This window comes from Flavobacteriales bacterium (assembly GCA_016700415.1).
In the GTDB taxonomy this organism is placed as follows: domain Bacteria; phylum Bacteroidota; class Bacteroidia; order Flavobacteriales_F; family PHOS-HE28; genus PHOS-HE28.
Genome location: CP065018.1, coordinates 1,176,477 through 1,201,513, shown reverse-complemented (window position 1 = coordinate 1,201,513; position 25,037 = coordinate 1,176,477). Strand labels below are relative to the sequence as shown.

The following is a 25,037-nucleotide window of genomic DNA, read 5'->3' as shown; positions in this document are numbered from 1 at the left end:
CCAGGCTGAACAGCCCTTCCGTTTGGCCATGAAGCAGTTCCTCCGAGAACATTACCCGTTATTGATCTTCATCTTCATCTGGGTGATCGTGGCGGCATATGCCGGGCTCCTGCTATACGCGGTCCTGCCCATCAGTGTATTCCTCATGCGCCGGAGCGATATGTGGCAGGACATCATGTTAGGATTTCTCATATGCCTGATATTTTCCGACATGAACATCGACATCCGGGAGATGGCCGTGATGAAAACGGCCAAGTACACCTATATCCTGGCAATGGCTCTCATTATCATTCTGGATCAGGCCCGGATGCGCCCGGTGGCAAAGGTGTTCGGGGTGTTCCTGCCGTTTTTCATTTACGCCTTCTTCCCGGTGCTCAATTCCTCCGTACCCGTTGTTGCCGTTGAAAAAACAATTTCCTACGCGTTGATATTTCTGGTCGTCCCGAATTATGTGCTGTTCAACTACAGGCGGCACGGTTGGGATTTTTTCCGGAATCTGATCTGGTTCATCGTCCTTGTTCTCCTTACGCAGCATTTACTTCCGTACCTCGGGCCGGTGAAGTGGGCCTATATCGCGGACCGGTTCCGTGGGTATTTCGGCAACCCTAACGGTCTGGCCATTTTCACCTACTTGGCCTTTGTCCTTTTCACGGTCATCAATCACTTGCGGAAGGACCTTTTCTCCACCCCGGCCAAGTTCTTCATTTATGCGCTGTTGATCTATTACGTCATCACTTGCGGCGCGCGTACCTCTCTGATGTCCACGTTGATGTTCGTGCTCTTCATTCAATTCTTCCGGATCTCCACCTTTCTGGGCATCATCTCCTTTGTTGCTTTTGTTGGTATTGGTGAGCTGGTATCGAGCAACCTTCCCGCCATCATCACCGCCATGGGCCTGCAGGACTACTTGCGCGTGGATTCCCTGGCGGACGGTTCGGGGAGGTATTTCGCATGGAATTTCGCATGGCAGGAGCTCAATACCCAGGGCTTCTTCTTGTTCGGGGGCGGCTTTGACAATGAGGCTTGGGTGATGAAGGAGGCGCGCGCCTACTTGGAAAGCCTGGGGCATCAGGGCGGTGTGCATAACACGTATCTGGCATTCTGGCTCAATACCGGCATCGTGGGGTTGATCCTCTTCTTGCGGAGCTTCGTGCTGATCTTCATCAAGGCCAGCAAGAACACCCCCATCTCCATGGCGATCATGTTCTCCGTGCTCTTCTCCATCCTTTATGAAAGCTGGCTCGCCGGGTCGCTCAGCCCCTATACCACCATGTTGCTGATCATCCTCACGATCGTCTCCGAGGACGAGATCATGATCTCCGCTGACCAAGGGGACCAACCTGTGCCGCTACAGGAGGAGGTCGACCCGGCCATGGAGCCTTTGGTCCTGCCTGCACGCTAACCGTTAGCTTCACGCGCCAAATTCATTCCCAATGCCAAGAATCCTAGTGACCGGCGGTGCCGGCTTTATTCCCAGCGCGCTGGCCATACGCCTTGCAGGCCTGCCGGATACGGATGTCGTCGCCGTGGACAACCTTTCCACCGGTGACCTCAACAAATTGGAACTGCCAAAGCATCCCGGCATCCATTTCATCAAGTGCGACGCCAACCGTTTCGAGGATATCAGCGGTGTGTTCTATGCCTATCGGTTCGACTATGTTTTCCACTACGCCGCCGTGGTGGGGGTGAAGCGCACCACGGACAATCCCGTGAGCGTGCTCCACGACATCGATGGCATACGGAACGTGCTGGACCTGTGCAAGAACACCGGCGTGAAGCGCGTGTTCTTCAGCAGCAGCAGCGAGGTGTACGGCGAGCCCGTGGAGTTTCCGCAAAATGAGCACACCACCCCGCTGAACAGCAAGCTGCCCTACGCTATCGTGAAGAATATCGGGGAGGCGTTCCTGCGCAGCTATTACAAGGAATTCGGCCTGGAATACACCACCTTCCGTTTCTTCAACACCTTCGGGCCCAAGCAAAGCAAGGACTTCGTCGTCAGTAAGTTCATTCGCGCGGCCTTGAAGGGGGAGGACATCCCCGTCTACGGGGACGGAGGCCAGACCCGGACCTTCTGCTATATCGACGATAACATCGATGCCACCGTGGCGGCCTTTAGGAACAACAAGGTTATCAATGATGTGGCGAACATCGGTAATGACTTGGAGACCACCATTCTGGACCTTGCCCAACTGGTGATCGAACTTACCGGTAGCTCCTCCCGCATCGTCCACTTGCCGCCGTTGGAGGAAGGCGACATGACCCGCAGGATGCCGGACATCGCCCGGATGCGCACCTTGCTTGGCCGTGACCTGTTACCGTTGCGCCAAGGATTGGAACGGGTGCTGGCGGATACTTCATTCATCTTGGGCTGAGCGCGGACCATGTGCGGCATTGCCGGGATCGCTTCATTGGATCTTGACGGGGCGCTCCCGGGATCCGGGGAAGCCGCAGTGCGTCGTATGACCGATGCCTTGGCCCACCGTGGGCCCGATGCCCAAGGCGTTTGGCAGGGCACACAGGTAGTGCTCGGCCATCGGCGGCTCAGCATCATCGACCCTGAGCCCGCCAGCCACCAACCTTTCCACAGTGACGATGGCGGGCATGTGATCATCTTCAACGGGGAGATCTACAATTTTCGCGAGTTGCGTGAAAGCCTTGTCGGCCACGTGTTCAGGACCAAAAGCGATACGGAAGTACTGCTGGCCGCATGGAGGGAGTGGGGAGAGGAAAGCCTGAACCGGCTGGAAGGCATGTTCGCATTTGCCGTTTGGGATGTCCGTAAAGAAGAGTTGTTCATCGCCCGGGACCGCTTCGGGATCAAACCGCTCTATCACTGCTCATTGGGCGGAAGACTATTTTTCTCCAGTGAAGTGAGGTCTCTTCTAGCCTCGGAACTGGTGCCCCGAAAACTCGATGAGTCCGCGCTGTGCGATCACCTGCGCCACGGGGCCGTGCATGCGCCGGCCACGATCGTGCAGGATGTCCAAATGCTATTGCCAGGCCATTCGCTCCGCTGGTCCAAAGCCGGGACCGCGATCAAGCCATGGTGGAACATGGTGGCCAGCACGAGCGATGCTTCGCTGGACCTAGCCCCGGGGGAAGTGCTCCGGGAAGTGCGTGACCGGTTTTCGCGTGCGGTGGAGAAGCGCATGGTGGCCGATGTTCCCTTCGGGGCCTTTCTAAGTGGTGGCATTGACAGCAGTGCGGTCGTTGGGGCCATGGCCCAAGCCACACAGGCACGGGTACACACCTTCACCGTCACGTTCGACGAGGCGGAATTCAGTGAGGCACGCTTTGCGAAGCTCATCGCTAAGAAGTTCGGTACCAAGCACACGGAGATCCGCCTGCGGCCGGATGATATGCTGCGATTTCTGCCTCAGGCTTTGGCGGATATGGACCACCCCAGCGCGGACGGGCCCAATACCTGGGTGGTGAGCAAGATGACCAAGGAGGCCGGCATCACCATGGCCTTGAGCGGACTGGGAGGCGATGAGGTCTTTGCGGGTTATGAGGTCTTCAAACGCTCCGTGGCCTTGTTGCGGAAGAAGGGTATCATGGCGGTCCCGCGGCCGCTGCGGGCATTGATCGGCATGGCCGTGAAGAGCCGGAAGCCGGGCGCCGCGGGTTGGAAGGCGGCCGAATTGCTCAAGCTGTCATCATGGAATATTGAAGACACGTATCCGCTGGCACGTTTGGCCTATAGCGACATGGAGCTGCGCAAGAAGTTACTGGCCATTGAGCTTCGCCCGGATGCCGTGGCCGCGGACGTGCGCCACTTAATGAACACCATGGGCGGTTCCCGGCTTGAACCTTTGAGCCGGGTCAGCATCGCGGAACTGAGCACCTACCTGCCAGACGTGCTGCTACGGGACACCGACCAGATGTCCATGGCACATGCCTTGGAGGTCCGGGTGCCGTTCCTGGACCACGACCTCACGGACTTTGTGCTGGGCGTGCCGGACGATCTGAAATACCCGCACACGCCCAAGAAATTGCTCACGGACGCATTGGGAGACCTCTTGCCCCGCGAAGTGACGCACCGGCCCAAAATGGGCTTCACCTTGCCATGGGACCAATGGATGCGTGACCAACTGCGATCATTCTGCGAAGCGCGCATGGAGGCTTTAGCGCTAAGGCCCCAGTTCAACGCCGTCGGCGTGAGCGGGCTGTGGCAGCGCTTTCTCGCAGGTGACCCCGCGGTGACATGGAGCCGCATCTGGACGCTGGTGGTTTTGGAGGAGTGGCTGCACGCCAACCGGATCGAGTAGGGCGTATGCCCGATCACTGACGTCCGAGATAATTATTCTCCAAGCTTTTTCGCGACCCCGGCTCGGGGGCCGGGGTGACAACCATGGGAGGGTCGGGTGCTCGAATGGCCGCGCTGGGCGCGGCTATTCGAGCACCCGACCCAAGAGCAACCGTCATTCCGGGCTTGATCTGGCCCCGGTAACGCCGGGGGCGGAAGTGTTGGCTATGATCATTTCGGAAGCCAGTGATCGCGAAGCGGTATAAGGTGAATGCCCAATAAAAAAAGGGGCCGAAGCCCCTCTTTCATTAGATCTGTCCGGTGATCAGAATTTCGCACGGCTCTTACGACCGATCCGCTTCTTGCCGCGCATCCAGTTGTAGCGCTGGCGGTAGAAGTTGGACTGCCCCCGCAGGACGTAGCTGTACGTAAGGGTCATGGTCAGGTAGCTGTCGTTGTGGGTGGGGTCTCCACGCTTGGTCCCGGCGGAATACTGTCTCGGGTCAGGGATGGGGCCGCTGCCATCGTCCACATAGGTGGATTGGCTGGCGAGATCTACCGAGAGCTGGCTGGGAAGGTCGTTCGGATCGGCATAAACGGTGCTGGCATCGTCGATGTAATCGCTGAACGTGGTGCGCCAACCGAAGTCCCAGCCGATGCGATGGCGGCGTTGGAAGGTGAAGTGGAAGCCCATGCCCGCAGGGATGGCGAAGCCCAAGCTGGAATAGTTCTCCATCTCCGTGGTGAGGTCACGCAGCTTGTAGTATTCACCGGTATGGTTGATCTGGCCTTTGGGATTGCTGTAGTAGACCGCACCTCCCACGTAAACGAATAGGCGGAAGTCCGTGCGGTACCGGCCCCGGCCGCCGAGGTCATTGTCCTGGAAAACGGTGAATTCGGGACGGGCGTAAAGCTCGAACATGTCGTTGCGGAAGCTCAAATTGCGCCCTACGCGCTCAGGGTTGGTGCTCAGATAGTCCCCACCTTGGATCCTGTAGTACATGAGGCCTGCGCTGACGGAGAAACTGCGGTTGAGCTTCCTGCGCGCAAAACCGCCCACTGCCCAGCGGGTTTGTGCCAGCTTCATGTCCCAGATGAAATCCTGGCGCGTCTTCTCCTTGCCACCGAACTCACCCAGATAATTGGCACCGCCCAGATGGGCACCGATGTCCCAATCGTACTGGGCACGGGCCTCACCCGCCAGGGCGACCGTCATAAGCACCACCAGTGCCATGTGTATTCTTCCTGCCTTCATGCGATGGGTTCTCGGATTGACTGGCAAACTTAGGAAAAACAAGCCACGTTCAACGGAATTAGTCTCGCATTGGATATCAACAATATCCATGAGGAGGGCCGTCCTACCTTCGCAGCCCACTTCAATTAGACCCCTCGGCTCCTTGTCCAACCGCGTCACATCCCTGTTCGGCGTCCGCTATCCCTTGGTGCAAGCGGGCATGATCTGGAACTCCGGCTGGCGTTTGGCCGCCGCAGTGAGCAATGCGGGCGGCTTGGGCGTCATCGGCTCCGGGTCCATGTATCCGGATGTCCTGTTGGAACATGTTCGTAAGTGCAAGGCGGCCACCTCCCTGCCGTTCGCGGTGAACATCCCCATGCTCTACCCCGATGTGGACAAGCACATCCATACCGTGATCGAGGAGGGCGTCCCGATCGTGTTCACCAGTGCGGGCAACCCGGGGACGTGGACGCGCAAGCTGAAGGATGCGGGCATCATCGTGGTGCATGTCACTGCAAGCGTGAAGTTCGCCCGCAAGGCCGAGGATGCCGGCGTGGACGCCGTGGTGGCCGAAGGATTTGAAGCCGGAGGCCACAATGGGCGCGAGGAAACGACCACCATGGTGCTGGTCCCGATGGTCCGGGATGCCGTGCAGGTGCCGGTGATCGCCGCAGGCGGTATCGGTGATGGCCGCGCCATGCTGGCGGCCATGGCCTTAGGCGCGGATGGCGTACAGATGGGCAGCCGCTTCGTCTGCTCGGAGGAATCCAGCGGTCATGCGGCTTTCAAGCAATATGTGCTGGACAGCAAGGAAGGGGACACCCTGCTCACATTGAAGGAACTGGCGCCCGTGCGCATGATGCGTAACCCCTTCTTCGAGGAAGTGCGGCAGGCCTATGCCCGCTGCGCCACGCCCGAGGAGCTGAAAGCCCTGCTGGGCCGGGCCCGCGCCAAACGGGGCATGTTCGAAGGCGATCTGGAACAGGGCGAGCTGGAGATCGGACAAGTGGGGGCAACCCTGAAAGATGTGCTTCCCGCCGCCACGATCGTGGAGAAGGTCATGAACGAGTTCAAGGCGGCGCAGCAGGAACTCGCATCGCTTCATTTCGGCTGACCCGTGAAAATGTCAGGTCCCCGATGAACCGATCGATGGTCCACAACGTCTATTCCCCGATACCGATCCCCATGGAACCGCGTTGGAGGAATGTGCGTGACCTGAGCTTGATCCTGCTCCTGTTTTTTCCGGTCGTCCTGCGCGCCACCGTGCTGGACCCGCCGTCCCTGCGCTGCGCCTCGGTAGGCCCGGGGGGCAGCGCCGTGCTCACATGGGTCATTCCTCCCGATCCCACGGCAGAATTCCTACACTACGAAGTGTACCACGCTGCTTCCCTTGCCGGGCCCTATGCCTTGGTGGCACCTGTGCCCGTGTATGCGCAGACCAGCTACACCCATGTGGCGGCGGGAGCGAACGCGGCGGTACAGTACTACTACCTCGTCACCGTCTCCACTTCCGGTGCGCCGAACTCGTCCGTTCCGAGCGATACGCTGGCCACCCTCTTTCTCCAGGTATCGCAGAGCGTTCCATTGGGAAGTTCCGTGGTGGACTGGAATTTTCCACATCAGCCACCGCTGAGTTCCTCCGGAAGTGAAACGCGCATCGATCGGGAATATCCCCTCGGGACCTGGGCGCTGACGGACAGTGTGGCGAATACGGTCCACCACTGGTCCCAAGAGGTTTCCATCTGCGAGGACACATTGAATTTCCGTGTCCAAATACCTGATGCGTCCGGCTGCGTGTCCACCAGCAATACCGCCGGTGCCAACTTCCAGGACATCACCCCGCCCTCGGTGCCGAACATGGTGGACGTTACCGTGGACACGACCACCAACCAGACCGTGGTACACTGGGACCCCAGCCCGGAATTGGATACGGACGGCTATATCATCGTGCTGTCCACACCCGGGGGGAATGTGATCCTCGATACGCTCTACGGACGGCTGAACACCACCTTCATCTGGCCGTTCAGCGATGCCGGCGCAGGGCCGGAATCGTACACCATCGCGGCTATCGACACCTGCTGGAAGGGAACTCCGCCAAGCCCCAACACCAGCGCCACCCGCGATCCCCACACCACGGTCCACCTCTCCACCATTTACGATCGTTGCGCAGGGACCGTCCTCGTGGCGCGCACCCCGTACGTGGGTTGGCCCGTGGACCATTATGAGCTCTATGGCCGGATCGATAATGCAGGACCAATGAACCTCTTGGCCACGCTGGACCCGGTCACGGACCAGTACCTGAGCTCCAACGTGATCGCCGGTCATACCTACTGCTATGTCCTCAAGGCCATCGGTACGGAACCCGGCCATGTCTCCCTTTCCAACATGGCATGCCGTACTACTTCGTACCCGCCGGTACCCCAATGGAACTACGTGCGCACCGCGACGTTGCTGGGGAAGGACCATGTGCAGGTAACGGACAGTGTGGACCTGAACGCATTTACCCGGCGGCTTGTGCTTCAGCGGACCAACAACGGCCTGCCATGGGAAGACGTGGCAAGCGTGCCCGGTGGGACCGGCCCGGTGATCACCTTCGACGACCAGGACGTGCTGACCTCGGAACGCAGTTATACCTACCGCGTACTGGTGGAGGACAGCTGCGGGAACACCGTGGTCACCAGCAACCTGGGAACGACCATACTACTGACGGCATCACCGGACCTGGACGGGTTCAACCGGTTGCGCTGGAACGGTTACGTGCAGTGGGCGGGGGCGGTGGCCGGTTATGCGGTCTACCGCAGCGTCGCCGACGGACCGTTCCAGCTGATCGGCAACACGGCGATGGGGGAATGGGAGTTCGATGACGACGTGCAAGGCCTGGCATCCACGCCCGGCAAGTTCTGCTACTATGTGGTGGCGAACGAAGCGGGCAATACCTCCGGCATCGATGCGATCTCCACCAGCAATATCGCTTGTGCCATCCAGCAGGAGGAGGTCTGGATCCCGAACGCATTCATCGAGGGTGGCTACAACAATACGTTCCAACCGGTGCTTTCCTATGCCGATGTGGAACGATACGAGTTCACCATTTTCAACCGTTGGGGGCAACAGATCTGGACCACCTCGGACCGCTACGAGGCTTGGGATGGCCGGGTGGAAGGACGGCTTGTGCCCCAGGGCGTCTATGCCTACTACTGTTCCTTTCTGAACGGTGCCGGGAAGACCGTGGAGCGCCGTGGGACGGTCACGTTCCTGCCGGGCCTTTGACCGGTTGTCCACGGGCTGTTCACAAATAGAGGAAGTTGCGGACATCGTGATGATCGCGCCCGGACCGTACTTTTGTGCATGGAACGATCCACCTCCGCCCTCGCTCCCGAACGGAGCGAACGCCCGGTCCCAGCGGCCAATTCCTTTTCCGATCGCTTTGCTGCACAAGGCTTCACCTATGACGACGTCCTGCTTGTGCCGGCATACTCCGAAGTGCTGCCCCGCGCTGTGGACATCCGCACCCGGTTCAGCCGCAACATCACGCTGAACCTCCCCATCGTCTCCGCCGCCATGGACACGGTGACGGGCGCCGACCTCGCTATCGCCATCGCCCAGCAGGGCGGTATCGGTGTGGTCCACAAGAACCAATCGATCGCGGAACAGGCCAACGAGGTGCGAAGGGTGAAGCGCAGCGAGAGCGGCATGATCACCGACCCGGTGAAACTGCTCGAAGGCGCCACCGTGGGCGATGCGCTCCGCCTGATGGCCGAGCACGGCATCGGCGGCATTCCCGTGGTGGACAAGGCCGATAAGCTCGTGGGCATCGTTACCAACCGGGACCTGCGCTTCGAGAAGAAAATGGCCAAGCCCGTGGCCGAAGTGATGACCAGTGATAAGGTCATCACCGCCAAGCCGGATGTCACCATGGCCCAAGCCGCCGACATCCTGCAGGAATTCAAGATCGAAAAACTTCCCGTGGTGGATGCCAAGGGCAAGCTCGTGGGCTTGGTCACGTACAAGGACATCATCAAGCTGAAGCAAAGCCCCAATGCTTGCAAGGATCATCTGGGTCGCTTGCGCGTTGCTGCCGCTATCGGCGTCACCGGCGACAGCCTGGAACGCGCCAAAGCATTGGTGGCCGCCGGTGTTGACGCGCTGGTGATCGATACCGCGCACGGCCACCACATTGGCGTGCAGGACATGCTGCGCAGCATCCGCAAAGCCTTTCCAAAGGTGGACCTCGTGGTGGGCAACGTGGCCACCGGTGCCGCCGCAAAAGCCTTGGTGGACGCCGGTGCCGACGCCGTAAAAGTGGGCATCGGTCCCGGGAGCATCTGCACCACGCGCGTCATTGCGGGCGTGGGCGTGCCACAACTGACCGCTGTGCATGATTGTGCTCAGGCCATCGCGGGTAGCGGCGTTCCCGTGATCGCCGATGGCGGCATCCGCTACACTGGCGACATGGTGAAGGCCATCGCGGGCGGTGCGGACAGCGTGATGATCGGGTCGCTCTTCGCAGGCGTGGAGGAAAGTCCCGGCGAAACCGTGATCTACGAAGGCCGTCGCTTCAAGACCTACCGCGGCATGGGCAGCATCGAGGCCATGCAGCGCGGCAGCAAGGACCGCTACTTCCAGGACATGGAAGACGACATCAAGAAACTCGTGCCGGAAGGCATCAGCGGGCGCGTACCCTTCAAAGGCCCGTTACATGAGGTGGTCCACCAGATGGAAGGTGGTCTGCGTGCAGGGATGGGTTACTGCGGAGCGGCGGATATCGCAGCCTTGCAGCACGCGACCTTCATGCGCATCACCAGCGCCGGCATGAAAGAGAGCCATCCGCACGATGTATTCATCACGCGGGAAGCGCCGAACTATAGCGTAGGATAGGTCCGGACCCCGGAGCCGGCTGAGCAGGACTCGTCCGGTGCGATCACCGGATACTCTCCATCTTTCGCTGCAGGGCGTCCACCGTGCGCTGGACTTCAGCCTGCGTGGCCGCTTTGGCCTGTTCCGTCTTCTGTGCGTCCGGTAAGGCCTCGGTGTACTTGGAGACGTCCTTCTGCCCATCGGCCTCGGCCTTCATCGCCTTGGCCATCTTCGATTCGTTCTTGGTGATCTTGCCCCGGGCCTTTGTCAGCTTGTTCAAGTCCTTCGGGTCTTGACTGAGCGTCCATTTCTGGTTCAGCAGATCGATCTCCTTCTGCAGTACCGCGTGATCCCCTTGCAATTTGCTTCTTTCCTTGCTGGCCTTGGCCACCTTGGATTGGCTTTTGTTCAATTTCCCCTGCGTCTTATCGCTGGCTTTGCTGGCGCTCTCGGCCTTATTTCCGGCCTTGTCCAACTGCTTGTTCCAGTCGTCTATCTGCTCCTGCACAACCCCTTTGTTCAGCTTGACCCCGAGGTCACGCACCGCTTCGTTCAACTTCGCGTCGTTCCCGACCAAAGGGGTTCCGGCTTGAAGGAATGCTAACTTCAACGTACTGAGGTTGGCCTTCTTGTCCCTCTCGATGCCCGCCAGCAGTTGCACCGGACTTTCCGAGGCGGCCGGGAAAATCACATCGGAAGCGCTCAGCAATTTGCCCTGCTTTTTGAAAGAGGAGCCGGGAATGACCTTCTCCAGCAGTTTCGCCACTTGGGAATCGTCGGCCTCATAGACGGGGACCGTGCGCGCGGGCACCATCACCGTGTCGTTCATCAGGGAGTCTTGGCCCACGCCGATCGTTTTGTCCCAAGTGAGGGAAGTGCCGTCCTTCAACTTGTCCTGCGCGTGCAGGGTGGCGGATAGCGCGGCAGCGGCGAAGAGCAGTGAAAGGGTCCGTTGGATGGTGTGCATGGGGCTTGGGTTGCTTTGGCGAAGATACGGCCGTGGGCATGATGGAAACCTGATCAAAGTCGTGTACGACCGGCTTCCACGCCGAGCGCGAACAGCGCGATGTCATACTTCACGGGATCCTCCGCGTCGAAGAGCCGAAGGGCTTCGGTGAGCTCCATCACGCTTTTCCAATCGTCCTGTTTCCGCCGCAATAGTCCCAGCTCGCGGGCCATGCGGCCGGTATGGACGTCCAACGGCACATGTAATGCGTGCGTTGGGATGCGCTTCCACAGGCCGAGGTCCACGCCACGGTCGTTGGGCCGCACCATCCAACGCAGGAACATGTTGATGCGCTTGGCATTGCTGCCACGAGAGGGATCGGCGACATGTTTGCGTGTCCGCGCTTCATGAGCAGGTTCGAAGAAACGTTCCCGAAAGCTGGCGATCATATCGGCCATGGCCGGAAGGGGAGCATCGGGCGTGCTGGGCAAAAAGGCCGCTTCCAGTCCGCCGAACGTGGTGTGAAGATGACGAAGGCCCAGGATGAAGTGGCGCAGGTCGGTGGCGTTGAAGGTGCGATGGACGAAGTGGTCCAGCCGGTCAAGCTCCGCTTCCGAGGCATGCATCACGAAGTCGAACGGTTCCTCATCCATCGATCGCACCAGCTTCCAAGCATTGGAGATGATCGTCTTCCGTTGGCCCCATGCGATGGTGGCGGTGATGAAGCCGATGGTCTCCGCATCCTCACGCTTGCTGAACGAGCGAGGCACTTGGATGGGATCGAGCGCGATGAACACGGGCGTGGCGAAACGCTCGTAGGCCTCGTCCAGCAGGCCATGGATCTCCTTTGATGATAGCGATTGAGACATGGTCCAAAGGTCATTCATACCGGGGATGCCTCATCATGCTCATGCGGCTCCGGGGCTGTAGCGGATTGTTTTAATTTTCAGGTACCCAACCTCGAGCCACGCTCATGCGTGTAGTGTTACAAAGGACCCACCCCGAACCCCATCTCATGAAAACCACAGGAACAGTGATCACCCTCATCATCGCGTTGGCGGTGGCGGGAGGATGTAAGAAGGAGGAATCCCAAGGTTATTCGCCCACACCCACTACGAGCGATCCGGTACGGGCGATCATTACGGATGCCCGTATGAACGCCACGCAAATCTTTACGGTGAATGCTTCATTCGGCGGGGTGTTCGTGGGCAGCCACGGCACCGTGCTCACCTTCGCTCCGCATGCGTTCCGGGATCATCAAGGAGGTGTTGTCAACGGAGTTGTGACGATCGATCTCATGGAAGTGATGTCCGTTTCCGAAATGGTGCGTACGAACATCCGGACCGTCGCAATCGCGAATGGCACGAAATACATGCTTGAGAGTGGAGGGGCGGTACGCTTGCGAGCCACGGCTAGCGGGGAACAAGTAACCGTGGCCCCCGGGGCCGCGATGGTGAATTTTCCTGCGAACGCGCTCGATCCGGCGATGCTTCAATATGCAGGGGTCGAGGATGGAAATGGAGATGTGCTTTGGCAGGACCCTGTTGCATTGGCGGCGGATTCCGCGATCTTTCTACCTGACAGTGCAGGAGGCTGGATCACCGGTAACTACTACAATGCACCATGGCCTGCTGGAAATTTCGGAAGTTCCACCTGGCCACCCTACGATTTCATCAATTGCGATCATCCGATCCCTCCGGGAGGCGATAGCACGGACGTCACGATCAACCTTCCTGTTGGATTCGCGAACAATACCATGGTCTGGGTCGTGCTCCCTGCGATCAACTGCATGGTCTATTTGGAAGCTTCCTCGGCGACCGGGATCCGCGCGGGCTTTCCGGTCCGTGTTGGCCTGCAGGGCACCATTGTGGCGCTCTCGCAACAGAATGGACAGTACTATTCCTCATTCACGCCGATCACCATTGCGATGGACCATGAGCAGGCGATCACTATGCAGCCCACCTCCTTATCACAGTACCAAGCAGACCTGGATGGACTGTAGGTGCTGATTGGTGTGGAAATGCGAAAGGACCCGACCGGGTCCTTTTGCATTTGTGGCGTTCTGTGAACACCGATATCCGCTTGTCAATTTATGCTTTCGTGCATTGGACACTTCTGATGCGTGGACGGTCGGATCTGCTCAACGGACCATTTTGCCCATCGGTCCTCAACGATCTTTTAGGGCCTTCGTCCTGTTCGGTTGATCGCATTGGTCGCTGGATAAGCGGCCAGGTTTGTTGCCTAAGCTCTTCGGCCCTTGCCCCGAGCCTTCCAGCGGGTTTTTGGCCGGAGGAAGGACAGCCTTGTGGTTCACGGGCGGCGGGTTGCCGGGGCCTTTGCTTGTCCTTGGCGTACGACCTTCAGGCTTGGTGGTGATCGGATCGGGGTCGACAGGAGGGTCCACAGTGGGAATGGGACCTCTCACGGGAGGCACATACGTGTCGCCGGGGTCGTGTTCGACCGGTGGGGTCTTCCAGCCCACCCGGGCCGCGTCGGTGGAGTCGTTCGGTACAAGTCCGTAAGGCCCATCGTCCAAGTCCTTCTTCGCATAACAATCCACCGCCAGTTTCTCTTGCAGAACGCCGATCACACCGCAACTCGTGGCGATGGTCCCCTCCGCGTCCATCACCGTGATGCATCCGCTGGTCATGGTGCGCAACTCGTTCTTCAAGACCGTGTACGGTGCCACTCCGCCCACCACGTGCCACATGTATCCACCGGTGGACTTTATGCAGCTGCCCAGGACCGGGACGTCCGCCGTGTTCTCCGATTCTTCAGCACAGACATAATTCACGATCACCTTGTCCGTGGTATGGATCACCACGAACATCTTCTTTGGTTTTGACGCGGTCGCGGTAAGCGCGGCCATGAGCAGCAGGATGGTCAACTTGCGCATGGGTGTGTGGTGTTGATTCCAACACAAGATAAGGACACCGGAACGCGAAATGCAAATTGGGCCGAAATGCCCACTACTGACGCGGCGAAGAGGCACTCTCTTAGTCCTGCCGTTGCCAATTCTTTTCGATCACCTCCAGCAGTTCCTCGTGTATGGCGCTGTTGCTGGCGACGATCTCCTCGTCGAACACGGGGTCCTTGCTGGGATGGAAGCCGCTGACCTTGCCCCCGGCTTCGCGGACCAAGAGCACGCCGGCCGCGACGTCCCAGCTGTTGAGGCCGTACTCATAGAAGGCCTCAAAGCGGCCACAGGCCACATAGGCGAGGTCGGCGGCGGCGCTGCCCAAACGGCGGATGCCGCGCGTGCGGTGCATCAGTTCGCGCAGCAGGTCCATGTACTCGCTCTCGAAACCGAAGTCGTCATACGGGAATCCGGTGGCCAACAGGCTCTCCTGCAAATTCGCACGGGTGGAGACCTTGACCGGTTTGCCGTTCATGGTGGTGCCGCCACCGCGGTATGCGGCGAAGCATTCATCGCGGTTCACCTCAAGCACCACGCCGAGCTGGATGTCACCGTCCTTGATCAAGGCCACGCTGGTGCAGTAGCACGGTACGCCATGAACGAAGTTGGTGGTGCCGTCCAGTGGATCGATAACCCAGTTGAGGCCTTCAACCTGCTCCCCCGTGCCTTCCTCGGCGATGAAGCCCGCTTCCGGCAACAGGTCCTTCAGGCCGTCCACGAAGCGTTGCTCCGCCTGTTTGTCCACGTAGCTCACGAGGTTGTTCAGGCTCTTGCTCTCCACGCTGGCCTCGGTGAAGCTCGGGCTCTCCGCACGGATGAAGGCCGCGATCTCCTTGCTCAGCAGCGCGACGCGTTCAGTGAGCTCTTTCAGGTTGTCCATTGCTGTTGCGTTTGCGGAGCCAGAGGATGCCCCCGACGCCGATGATGACCAGACCGAGGCTGATGATCTCCGCCTGTGTCCAAGTTCCTATGAACAAATTATTGACCCGGATATGTTCGATGAGGAAGCGCTCCACACCGTTCATGATCAGGTAGATGCAGAAGAGCACGCCGGGCAGTGCGATGCGTTTGCGGATGCCCCACAGTACGCCGAAGAGCAGCAGGCACATGATCACTTCATACAGCGGGGTTGGGAAGACGCCCGGCACCAGATGTGTGCCGTAGCCCGGAAAGATGGTGCCGCTGGTCATGTGCTCGCCTACATAGCCGCCACGGTGCGCACCAAGGACGGCGTTCACGTTGTTCGGATAGTCGTAGCTCCAAAGCCACTGTGGGATCCAGCCCGGCTTGGGCGCGGTGTTCGCGATCCCCCAGTCGCCATCGCCGGCCACTTGGCAACCCAGCCTGCCGATGCCATAGGCCAGCATCAAGCCCGGTGCGGCAGCATCCATGGAAGGCAGGATGGCCATGCCGTTCTTCTTGAAGTAACGGATCACCATGATGCCTGCGACGATGAGGCCGCCGTACATCGTGAGGCCGGAGATCAGGTCGCGGATGTTGCCCGTGTTGATCAGGTCCAGGAAGTCACGCGGGCTTTCTATCCAGTGGAAGACTTTGGCGCCGATGAAGCCCCATAGCGCGGCCGTGATCGTGATGTTGCCGCCGTGCTGCGCGGGATGTATGGTCACCGTTTCCTTCTTCGGCTCCTTCAGCCGTTGCTTTTCCTTCTCGCGCCAGAGCAGCCAGACGAAGAGCGCCGCCACGGCGATGCCGCCGATAAAACTGCCTGTTCCGCTGAGCAGGAATCCGGGCGGGTCCGCAGTGACCTCGGCCGTATTCAGCAGAATGTATAGCCCTTTCCAGCCTACGATGAAGCCCATGAGGCCCTGCATGGCCAGTTCGGCGGGCTTCGCGCCTTCGCCCACCATCACCGTGCGGGTGGTGGCTTTGATTAGGCCGATGCCCTCTTTGCGCTTCAGCTCCTGAACCAGCGTCCAGTAGGCGCCCATGAAGGCCAAGGCCACGAAGAAGCCGAAGCTGTTCAGGAATTTCAGGACGGGCCAATCCAGACCGGTGAGATCGAAGAGGGCGTGGTAGAGGGTAGGGTACATGGTGGGTCAGTTGCCAGTTGTCCCGATATTCATCGGGAGTTGGCAGTTGTCAGGTTGCAGTGCCGCTCGGCTTCGGTGGCGATCTGGGTGATCGTGCAGTCCACATGCCCATCGGCGTTGATGTGGCCCAATTGCACGGTTTCAATGGAATTGAAGAGGTTCCGGTCGTACGGTATGGCTACGCGGATGTAGTTGTCCGTGTAACCGAAGAGCTGCTCGGTGGCGAGGCTTTCAGCAGGCTCATCGCCGTGCTCGAAAAGCACAGGGCGTGTGTCCCCGATGTGCCTTTCGTAGAACGCACGTTGCAGCTTGCTGCTGAGGATCCGAAGTTGCTTGGTGCGCTCGCGGCGGATGTTCATCGGTATGCTGTCGTCCGGAGCATTCCGGACCATGCGCACGGCGGTGGTGTTGGCGCGCTCGCTGTAGGTGAAGACGTGCAGGTAGTCCACCCCGGATGAGGCTCCGGGGCAGGCGGAGATCGAACGCAGAAAAGTGTGCGTCTTCAGGAACTCCTCGTCCGTTTCGCCCGGTGTACCGGTGATCACGTCCACGCCGATGCAGGCATGCGGCATCACGCGCTTGATATGCGCCACACGGTCGGCATAGAGCGCGGTGTCGTAACGGCGGCGCATGCGCTCCAGGATCGCATCGCTGCCGCTTTGCAAGGGCATGTGCAGGTGTGGCATGAAGCGTTGGCTGCCGGCTACGAAGTCGATCACCTCATCACTGCACAGGTTCGGCTCTATGCTGCTGATCCGAAAGCGGTCGATGCCTTCCACACGGTCCAGCGCTTCGATCAATTGAATGAAACTTTCACCGTGTTGTCGACCGAAATCTCCGGTGTTCACGCCGGTGAGCACGATCTCCTTCACGCCGGATGCGGCGATCGCCTTCGCGTGCTGAAGCGTTTCCGCGATGGTGGCGCTGCGGCTTCTTCCACGCGCCAAGGGGATGGTGCAGAAGGAACAGAAATAGTCGCAGCCGTCCTGGACTTTTAGGAAAGTGCGCGTGCGATCGTTGGCGTTGTACGACGGAATGAAGGTCTTCACGTCCTTGATGGGGGAGAAGACCGCGGTAGGGAGCCGGGACTCCGGGTCCAGCCCCGAGTAACGTGCCTCGATGTGCGCAGCGAGGTCGAATTTTTCATTGGCGCCCAGCACCAGGTCCACGCCTTCGATAGACACGATCTCCTCCGGCTTCAACTGCGCGTAGCAGCCCACCACGGCGATGAAGGCTTCGGGGTTGATCTCCCGGAAGCGGCGGACATGGCGGCGGCATTCCTTGTCCGCGTTCTCCGTAACGCTGCACGTGTTCAGCACGAAGACGTCCGGCCTTTCCTCTACGCGCACCCGTGCATAGCCCGCTTCTTCCAGCGAGCGCGACAAGGTGCTCGTCTCAGCGAAATTGAGCTTGCAGCCCAGGGTATGGAAAGCGGCGGTGCGGGTGTGGCGCATGAAACAGTTCTGCGAGCGGCTTCAGGACCTTCTGCGGAGGGCGAAAAGCTTGAAGGGTGGCAAAGGTACCCGTTGGCGGAAGATGGCGAATTCCCTCGGCATCAATTCGGAGCAGGCATCCTTTAGCGTTCAATGCGTCTTTTACATATCCAATTGGTACGTTTCAATTCACGAAGGCACCATCCCCCATACCTTGACCAGCCACTTGATATACATGCACATGAAAAATGCACTACTCGTTTCATTGGTTGTCTTGTTCACCGGAGCAGCCTCCGCCCAGACGATGTTCATTCCGGACCTGAACCTGCGCACGTGGCTGAACAATGCCAAGCCGGGCATAGTGGACGCGAGCGGTTACTGCGATACGGTGAGCTGGAACGCGGTTCCACCGACCGCGATCAGCATCTATTTCAATAGTTTGCCGGACGGATCCACGGTGGACCTCACGGGCATCCAGTACTTGAAGGCCGGCAACCTGGGTATCCATGACGGTTCGCAGAGCAACATCAATGTGATCTGGCCGGGGCCTCCACGGGTGAATCAGAACATGTATCTGGACAACATCGATGTGGGTTTGTTCACGAACTTTCTCCCGTTGTCCTCCGGGTTGTTGAACCTGTCCTGTGATGCGTGCGGATTGACCAACGTGCCGGATTTTAATGGGGTTGTATTGACGTTCGAGAACATTGACCTGAGCGGACAGACCGTGGTGATCCCCAACTCGGTCGTCTCGCTCTCTTTGACCAACTGTGGTCTGACGCAGATCCCCCCATGCCCGAACGTAAGCCAGCTCACCGTCAGTAACAACCCGTTAACGGACTGGACGAACCTGCCCACGGGCCTCTTCTCCCTGTATGCGGATAATGTCGGGCTCTCTTACCTTCCCACGCTGTCGGCCACCTTGTCCATTCTATATTTCCCACGGAACGGCCTCACAGCCTTACCGGCCTTGCCCACGTCATTGACCAATTTGTTCCTGATGGAGAACGAGCTCACGTCCATCGGTGCGCTTCCGCCGAACCTGACCACGTTGTATATCCGGAAGAACCCGCTCTCATCGTTGCCCAGCATGCCGAGCAGTTTGAGCTCACTTTATGCCGATAGCTGCCTGTTCACCACCATCGGTCCATTGGGCAGCGGCCTGACCACCTTGAAGCTCTCCGACAATCCGCTCACGCAATTGCCTGCACTCCCTGCCGGAATGACCACGTTGCAGTTGAAGAACTGTGCCGCGCTGGAGTGCCTGCCCCAATTGCCACAGTCACTTGTAACGCTCCAATTGTACAACAGCGGGGTGGCCTGCCTGCCGAATATCCCGCCGAACCTGAACACTACCGGTGGGCAGGACAATCTGGGTATCGCGCCCAACTACTGTGACCTGACGAACAGCGCCTGCCAACTGCTCACACCGTACGCCACTGGGATCATTTTCAATGATGCGAATACCGACGGCATCTTCGGCACGGGCGAGGCACCGCGCTCATACGGCATCGTCAGTGCGCAACCCGGGGATTTTATGGCCGGGTCCGATATCAATGGCCGCTATGTGCTGCCTTTGGACACCGGCACATTCACCGTCACCGGTATTCCATCACAGTACGAGCCGATCACCACGGCACCGCACACGGTGACATTCACCGGAACGGGTGAAGTGGATTCGTTGAACCATGTCGGCTATGAGCACGTGCCGGGGATCTATGACCTGGTGACGGAAATGGCGGGCATGGTGGTGCGCCCCGGCTTCTATTCCAGCGCATGGGTCAGCGTACACAATGCGGGAACGGAACCGACGGACGCGCTGGTGCAGTTCACCTTCGATCAAGACCTGCAGTACCAGAGCAGCAGCTACACCCCGAGCTCGGTGAACGGTAACGTGATCGAATGGAACAGTGGCACGCTCTATCCGGGAAACACATGGACGGCGAATGTCACCTTCCTGACACCCGTGACCGTGCCGCTCGGAACGGCCATCGACCATACGGCCCTCGCCACTCCGGACCAGGCGGACCTGACGCCAGCGGACAACATCGTCAACTTCACAGACACCGTGGTGGGCAGCTACGACCCGAACGACAAGCATGTGGAACCACGGCTGCTCTCGCCGCAACAAGTGACCGATGGCAAGCGCGTGGATTACACAGTGCGTTTCCAGAACACGGGCACCTATCTGGCGGAGCGCGTGCTGATCACCGACACCTTGAGCGAGGACCTACAGTGGAGTTCCATGCAGCTGGTTTCCAGCAGCCATGAGAACTCATGGTACATCCGGCATGGTGTGCTGCATGTGCTGTTCAACAACATCAACCTGCCGGACAGCACGAGCGACGAATTGGGGAGCCACGGCTTCGTGAAGTTCTCCATGAAGCCCGTGAATTCGTTGTTGCTGGGCGAGAGCGTGGGTAACGTCGCAAACATCTACTTCGACTTCAACGCCCCGATCATCACCAATGAAGCGGTTTTTACGGTGGATGCCACGGCTACGGTGCAAGGCCCGGAAGACGTGAACATGAGCCTTTGGCCGAACCCGGTGAGCGATGTGTTGCACGTGACGACGGATGAGGGATGGATCAAAACGGTACGGGGCATGACCGCTGATGGGAGGGAGGTGCTTTCCCGCTCTGTGGGTGCATCACAAGCCAGGTTGAACGTGCAGGCACTTGCACCCGGTTCCTATGTCCTTCTTGTCGAGGACAGTAAGGGAAGCATCCGGCACGCAACATTCATCATCCAGCGACCTTGAGAAGTAGGTAGCTGTTCAGCCTTCGCGGGCGGTAGCCTGGGGTCGCCCGGTGCGCCAGTTGCATGCATCGCGTTGCCGATGCCTTTCGGCGTGTGCCTTTGTGCGCTCCACAACGAAGGGAATAGCAGTCCCGCGGTGGCTAATACCTTTTCACAATACAGAAGCAACTGATTTTTTAATGGTGATGGCAGCGATGCAAATTCCTGATCCGCTGATTCCTAATTCCGACCGACGACGAGGTCTGTCGAAATTAGGAATCAGGAATTTGCGGATCCGTAGGACCTGCGGATCCACCAGCTACTTCGGGCGTTATTGTAATGCGAAATGGTATAACTGGACGGTGTGGCTGCTACTGTGATGCCCGTATTTTTCCTTGGCCCGGCAACCCTGCCAATGGTCTTCCGTCTATAGGTTCCGAACACGTTATACAATGCAGCAAAGTCCCTCCATCGACCGCAGCCAGGTGATCTTCATGGGCGGTCTCATCAGTGCCGTTCTTGCCACGGTGTTGCTCATGTTGGCCTACGTGCCATTGTAGCCGCCCGCCGATCAAGATCCAGTGCAGCGGCCTAACTTTCGGCCGTGCGCTCCTTTTCGCTCTCCCTCTTTCTGCTTCCCTTGCTGGGCTGGCCCCAGCCGCCCAAGGCCCTGCTGTGGAAGATCAGCGGTCAAGGCTTGAGCCGCCCCAGCTATGTGGTGGGAACGGTACACAGCCGCGATGCCCGGGCTTTCGGCCAAGTGCCTCAATTGTTGGGGATCATCGAAGGGCAGGATGCCGTGGCCGGTGAACTGGACCTGACCGGGGCCATGGGGGCCTCGATGGACCTCGCCATGGCCATGATGCTGCCGGAGGGAAAGGAACTGGCGGACTTCTACACCAAGCGGAAGCTCAAGCGGGTGCAGGACGCCGTGCAGCAGGAACTCGGCCCCATGGCGATGATGGCCGGGCGCATCAAGCCGTTCTTCCTCATGGCGATGCTCAGCGAGACCGTGATGCGCGACGACAGTGCCATGGTGCTGGACCAGTATCTGGAAGTGAAGGCCAAAGCGATGGGCAAGGAGGTCGTAGGCATCGAGACGGCCGAAGAGCAGATGGCGGCCGTGAACGACCTGCCCTTGCAGGAACAGGCTGACATGCTCTATGAACTCGTGGAGCACGACCTCTACCGCGTGGACATGGAGAACATGATGGACGCCTATGCTTCACAGGACCTCGACCGGCTCACCAAGATCGCCACGTTGGGCGGCCTGCCGGACAGTTTCAGTGCCCGCCTGCTCACGGACCGGAACAAGGTGATGGCCGCGCGCGTGGACAGCCTGATGCAGGGCGGGCGCACCTTCCTCTTCGCGCTGGGTGCGGCGCACTTGCCGGGGGACAAAGGTCTGCTGGACCAATTGCAGCGAATGGGCTACGTGGTGGATCCCGTGCCTCTGCCCGCTGTCCTGCCGCGGTCGCCTCCTTGAGGAACAGGCCCGCGCTACGGCCCTGTCAGACCGAGTGAACAGGTGATGGCCCGGTGGTCACTGAGCTCATCCGGCAAGGTCCGGAAGTTCCACGAACGGAAACGGGACCCGTGCAGAACATGGTCGATCCGAAAACTGGGGAAGGCGCCGATATAAGTATGCCCGAACCCCTGACCGCCTTCCATGAATGCGTCCGAAAGGCCTGAACGGACCAGCTGGTGGTAGCTGTAGCTCATCGGGGTGTCGTTCAGGTCCCCGCAATACACCACCGGCCATGGGCTCTTCTCCATGTGTGCCAGGATCTTGGACACTTCCCCCGACCGCCGGATGAAGGCATCCTTCATGCGGCCCAGGATGCGGCTGCCAGCGGTGGCGAGGGAATCGCTCCCGCCGCCCTGCTCGATCGTCCGGATGAAATCATAGTCCTTGTCCCCGAAGCGCAGGCTGGCCAGATGGGCCGTGTAGACCCGTATCGTATCCTGCCCCACGGCGATGTCCGCCCAAAGGCTCAGGTTGTTCAGGTCGTCCGGGAATTGGATGGTCCCCTGCGCCACGATGGGCCAGGTGCTGAAGATGGCGATGCCGATGTCCAGGTCGCCGCGGGCACGCACTGTGTACGCGTCCGCGCAGGCGGTAAAGCGATAGCTCGTCAGCAGGGTGTCCTTTACCATCAGCGGATTGCCGGGGGCCACGTTCAGGAACTCCTGCATGCACAGGATGTCCGGGTCCTCCACGCGGATCAGCTCCATCATCTCATCCCGCGTCTGCTGGTTGTGCGTCCAGTTGTACAGGTCGAAGAGGCGCACGTTCCAGCTCATCAAGGTGAAGGGGGTGCGGACTTCCTTGGCGGGCTTGGAGGCACCGGACAATTGCACATATTCCCCCAAATGCCCCCAGCCGATGAGGATGACGATCAGCGAGGGCCAGATCCGCTTGCGGCGGAACACCAGCCACCAGCCTATGCAGAGCAGGTTGGCCAACAGCAGGAACGGGTAGACCATGCCGAACAGCGCCAGCGGCCAGAACCCGGCAGGGTCCACCCGGGTGCTCAAATAGGAGAGGAGCAGTGCCAGCACAGCCGCCCCGTTGGCCCACCAGATCGGCAGGTGCCATCGCGAAGGCCGCTTGCGTTTTCCCTTTCCGGGAGCTGGTTCAGTGGTCATTGCCGTTCTTGAAAAGGAAGTCGCGCTCGGCCTTGCTCAGACTGTCGTAGCCGGAGCGGGAGATCTTGTCGAGGATGGCGTCGATGCGCTCCTGCTTCTGCTTTTTGGCCGCGTTGAAATCCGCGTCCGTGATGGTGCCGTTGGGCCGGTGCGGACGTTTCTCCACCCGCATCCGAGGCCCTCTCTTCCGCACGAAAAACAAGCGGATCCGGTCCAAGCGGTCCACGAAAGCGCCCGACCAGTCCGTTCCGTTCGCCAATTGCCGCGCGGCGAGGAAGCCGTAAAGCGCACCGCCCAAGTGGGCCACATGCCCGCCCGTATTGCCGCCCTCGCGGATGCCGATGAGGTCCAGCACCAGGATGGCGATGCCGACATACTTCAGCTTCACCGGCCCGATCAGGAACAGGTTCACCAGCATGTCCGGGCGGTAGCTGGCGATACCGATCAACACGCTCATCACCGCCGCCGAAGCGCCGAGGATGGGACCATTGCTGCCCAAGGCCAAATGCGCGGGGGCAAAAGAGCCCAAGGCATAGAAGAGAAAACCAGAGAGGCCCCCCAGCAGATAATTCCCCAACAACCGTTTCTCGCCGAGGATGCCTTGAAAGAGCTGCGCGCTGAACCAGAACATCACCATGTTCCAGAACAGGTGCATCGGGGCCTGGTGCGTGAACATGTACGTCACCGGCGACCACGGCTTGCGCAGCAGGGAAGCGTCGTTGCTGGCCATCAACTGGTCCAACAGGTACAAGCTCGCTCCCTTGGTGCCGAAGAGCCAGCCCACGAGCTCCACGGCCCAAACGGTGAGGAAGACCCCGACGTTGATGATCAGCAGCCGCTTGAGCATCCCGCCGGTGGCCCATTGTTGCTTGATATCGTCAGTGATGGACATGAGGAGAATAGGTGTGCTTTTCACCACAGAGTCACAGAGACACGGAGGGCGCTAAGGGAAGTTGTCAGTTGTTCGTTATCAGTTGTCAGGCGTTGCCGCGATGGGAACGCTAGTCTTGGGTCGTAGGTTGTCCGATCACCAGCATTGAGTTGTGAGTACTGCGTCGGCAGTACCCGGTACCCTATACCCAGTACCCTGCACCGCTCCGGTCAAAACCTGCATTTCTCTGTGTCTCCGTGTCTCTGTGGTGAAATTCAATACGTACCTCCCAACACCCCTTTCTTCCGCCAATACCTAATGAGGAAGAACCCGAAGATCAAGCCGCCCAAGTGCGCGTAGTGCGCCACGTTGTCGCCGGCCTGTTGCCTTACTCCGGAGAAAAGTTCCCACAGTCCGTACAGCGCCACGAAGTATTTTGCCTTGATCGGTATGGGCAGGAAGAGCAGGAAGAGCTCCACATTGGGAAAGAGCATGCCGAAGGCGATCAGGATGCCGAAGATGGCGCCGCTGGCACCGATCATCACCCCGGAATAATCCCAGAACATCGCCTCCACGGCGGGTCCGCTGCCGGGATGCTGGTCCACGATCTCGTTCATCACCGCGTTGGCATTGTCCATGGAAATGTGGCTGGCCTCCACCATCCGCCGCACATCGTCCGTGGTGGCCCCGGTGAGCTCCAGCGCGGTCACGGTCCCTTGGGTCTCCATGTAGCTCACGCCCATCTGCAATGCGGCGGCACCGAGGCCGCATAACAGGTAGTAGTTCAGGAAGCGCTTGGGACCCATCACCCGTTCGATGGGGGCGCCGAACATGAACACGGCGAACATGTTGGATGCGATGTGCCAATACCAGCCACCGCCGCTGTTGGGCCCGGCGTGCATGAACATGTGCGTCACGATCTGCCACGGCTTGAAATCCGGGGAGCCGATGGCGTGCAGGCCGAGCCAGGTGTCCAGGATGCTCCGGCCCAGCAGGTCGTTGCCCATGGCGATCTTTAACAGCAGCATAAGCCCGTTGATGATCAAGAGGTTTTTCACCACCACGGGCAAGCGGGAAGCGGGATTTCCGAACATGTT

At 59.5% G+C, this 25,037-nt stretch carries 19 protein-coding genes; 9 read left to right on the top strand and 10 right to left on the bottom strand.

Features of this window, described 5'->3' with window-relative positions:
* Positions 1-28: 28 nt before the first annotated feature.
* The 3 genes from IPP95_05080 to asnB are packed head-to-tail and all read left to right on the top strand — an operon-like array spanning position 29 to position 4,268.
* Positions 29-1,402 carry an O-antigen ligase family protein gene (locus IPP95_05080; protein ID QQS73597.1) on the top strand — a complete coding sequence of 458 codons (1,374 nt, stop codon included), beginning with the start codon at positions 29-31 and terminating at the stop codon, positions 1,400-1,402.
* Positions 1,403-1,433: 31 nt separating this feature from the next.
* The gene (locus IPP95_05075) at positions 1,434-2,372 is read left to right on the top strand and encodes an NAD-dependent epimerase/dehydratase family protein (protein ID QQS73596.1); all 939 of its coding nucleotides are present in this window, start codon (positions 1,434-1,436) and stop codon (positions 2,370-2,372) included.
* 9 nt (positions 2,373-2,381) lie between these two features.
* Entirely contained in the window at positions 2,382-4,268 is a 1,887-nt protein-coding gene (gene asnB / locus IPP95_05070) for an asparagine synthase (glutamine-hydrolyzing) (GenBank protein ID QQS73595.1), read from the top strand.
* 303 nt (positions 4,269-4,571) lie between these two features.
* Here asnB and IPP95_05065 read toward each other — a convergent pair whose 3' ends face one another.
* Positions 4,572-5,501, bottom strand: a complete 930-nt coding sequence (locus IPP95_05065; GenBank protein QQS73594.1) for a hypothetical protein — start codon at positions 5,499-5,501, stop codon at positions 4,572-4,574.
* Between the two features lie 142 nt (positions 5,502-5,643).
* Between IPP95_05065 and IPP95_05060 the strand changes: the two genes are divergently transcribed.
* The 3 genes from IPP95_05060 to guaB all read left to right on the top strand — a co-directional run bounded on the left by IPP95_05060 (position 5,644) and on the right by guaB (position 10,355).
* Positions 5,644-6,594, top strand: a complete 951-nt coding sequence (locus tag IPP95_05060) for a nitronate monooxygenase (protein QQS73593.1) — start codon at positions 5,644-5,646, stop codon at positions 6,592-6,594.
* A gap of 23 nt (positions 6,595-6,617) precedes the next feature.
* A complete protein-coding gene (locus IPP95_05055) occupies positions 6,618-8,747 on the top strand; it encodes a gliding motility-associated C-terminal domain-containing protein (GenBank protein QQS73592.1) in 2,130 nt (709 codons plus the stop codon).
* Positions 8,748-8,825: 78 nt separating this feature from the next.
* Complete coding sequence (gene guaB / locus IPP95_05050; protein QQS73591.1) at positions 8,826-10,355, top strand: IMP dehydrogenase; 1,530 nt, start codon at positions 8,826-8,828, stop codon at positions 10,353-10,355.
* 43 nt (positions 10,356-10,398) lie between these two features.
* On the opposite strand, the gene IPP95_05045 is transcribed toward guaB, so the two are convergent.
* Both IPP95_05045 and IPP95_05040 read right to left on the bottom strand, forming a co-directional pair.
* Complete coding sequence (locus IPP95_05045) at positions 10,399-11,301, bottom strand: hypothetical protein (protein ID QQS73590.1); 903 nt, start codon at positions 11,299-11,301, stop codon at positions 10,399-10,401.
* A 53-nt stretch (positions 11,302-11,354) separates the two neighbouring features.
* Positions 11,355-12,149, bottom strand: coding sequence for a TIGR02757 family protein (locus IPP95_05040; protein ID QQS73589.1), 795 nt, complete (start codon positions 12,147-12,149; stop codon positions 11,355-11,357).
* Positions 12,150-12,295: 146 nt separating this feature from the next.
* Between IPP95_05040 and IPP95_05035 the strand changes: the two genes are divergently transcribed.
* Complete coding sequence (locus IPP95_05035; GenBank protein QQS73588.1) at positions 12,296-13,282, top strand: hypothetical protein; 987 nt, start codon at positions 12,296-12,298, stop codon at positions 13,280-13,282.
* Positions 13,283-13,447: 165 nt separating this feature from the next.
* On the opposite strand, the gene IPP95_05030 is transcribed toward IPP95_05035, so the two are convergent.
* The 4 genes from IPP95_05030 to mtaB form a co-directional block, all read right to left on the bottom strand.
* On the bottom strand, positions 13,448-14,176 hold the full coding sequence (locus IPP95_05030; protein QQS73587.1) for a hypothetical protein: 729 nt from the start codon (positions 14,174-14,176) through the stop codon (positions 13,448-13,450).
* A gap of 100 nt (positions 14,177-14,276) precedes the next feature.
* Positions 14,277-15,077, bottom strand: coding sequence for an inositol monophosphatase (locus tag IPP95_05025; protein ID QQS73586.1), 801 nt, complete (start codon positions 15,075-15,077; stop codon positions 14,277-14,279).
* Positions 15,052-16,248, bottom strand: a complete 1,197-nt coding sequence (locus tag IPP95_05020; GenBank protein ID QQS73585.1) for a prolipoprotein diacylglyceryl transferase — start codon at positions 16,246-16,248, stop codon at positions 15,052-15,054. The genes IPP95_05025 and IPP95_05020 overlap by 26 nt, the downstream gene beginning before the upstream one ends.
* 29 nt (positions 16,249-16,277) lie before the next feature.
* The gene (mtaB, locus tag IPP95_05015) at positions 16,278-17,702 is read right to left on the bottom strand and encodes a tRNA (N(6)-L-threonylcarbamoyladenosine(37)-C(2))-methylthiotransferase MtaB (GenBank protein QQS73584.1); all 1,425 of its coding nucleotides are present in this window, start codon (positions 17,700-17,702) and stop codon (positions 16,278-16,280) included.
* Positions 17,703-17,922: 220 nt separating this feature from the next.
* Between mtaB and IPP95_05010 the strand changes: the two genes are divergently transcribed.
* The gene (locus IPP95_05010) at positions 17,923-20,442 is read left to right on the top strand and encodes a T9SS type A sorting domain-containing protein (GenBank protein QQS73583.1); all 2,520 of its coding nucleotides are present in this window, start codon (positions 17,923-17,925) and stop codon (positions 20,440-20,442) included.
* Between the two features lie 582 nt (positions 20,443-21,024).
* The gene (locus tag IPP95_05005; GenBank protein ID QQS73582.1) at positions 21,025-21,906 is read left to right on the top strand and encodes a TraB/GumN family protein; all 882 of its coding nucleotides are present in this window, start codon (positions 21,025-21,027) and stop codon (positions 21,904-21,906) included.
* A gap of 14 nt (positions 21,907-21,920) precedes the next feature.
* On the opposite strand, the gene IPP95_05000 is transcribed toward IPP95_05005, so the two are convergent.
* The 3 genes from IPP95_05000 to IPP95_04990 all read right to left on the bottom strand — a co-directional run bounded on the left by IPP95_05000 (position 21,921) and on the right by IPP95_04990 (position 25,034).
* The gene (locus IPP95_05000; GenBank protein QQS73581.1) at positions 21,921-23,069 is read right to left on the bottom strand and encodes an endonuclease/exonuclease/phosphatase family protein; all 1,149 of its coding nucleotides are present in this window, start codon (positions 23,067-23,069) and stop codon (positions 21,921-21,923) included.
* Positions 23,059-23,961 carry a rhomboid family intramembrane serine protease gene (locus tag IPP95_04995; protein QQS73580.1) on the bottom strand — a complete coding sequence of 301 codons (903 nt, stop codon included), beginning with the start codon at positions 23,959-23,961 and terminating at the stop codon, positions 23,059-23,061. Before IPP95_04995 ends, IPP95_05000 begins: the two co-directional genes overlap by 11 nt.
* 254 nt (positions 23,962-24,215) lie before the next feature.
* Entirely contained in the window at positions 24,216-25,034 is an 819-nt protein-coding gene (locus IPP95_04990) for a rhomboid family intramembrane serine protease (protein QQS73579.1), read from the bottom strand.
* Positions 25,035-25,037: the final 3 nt, after the last annotated feature.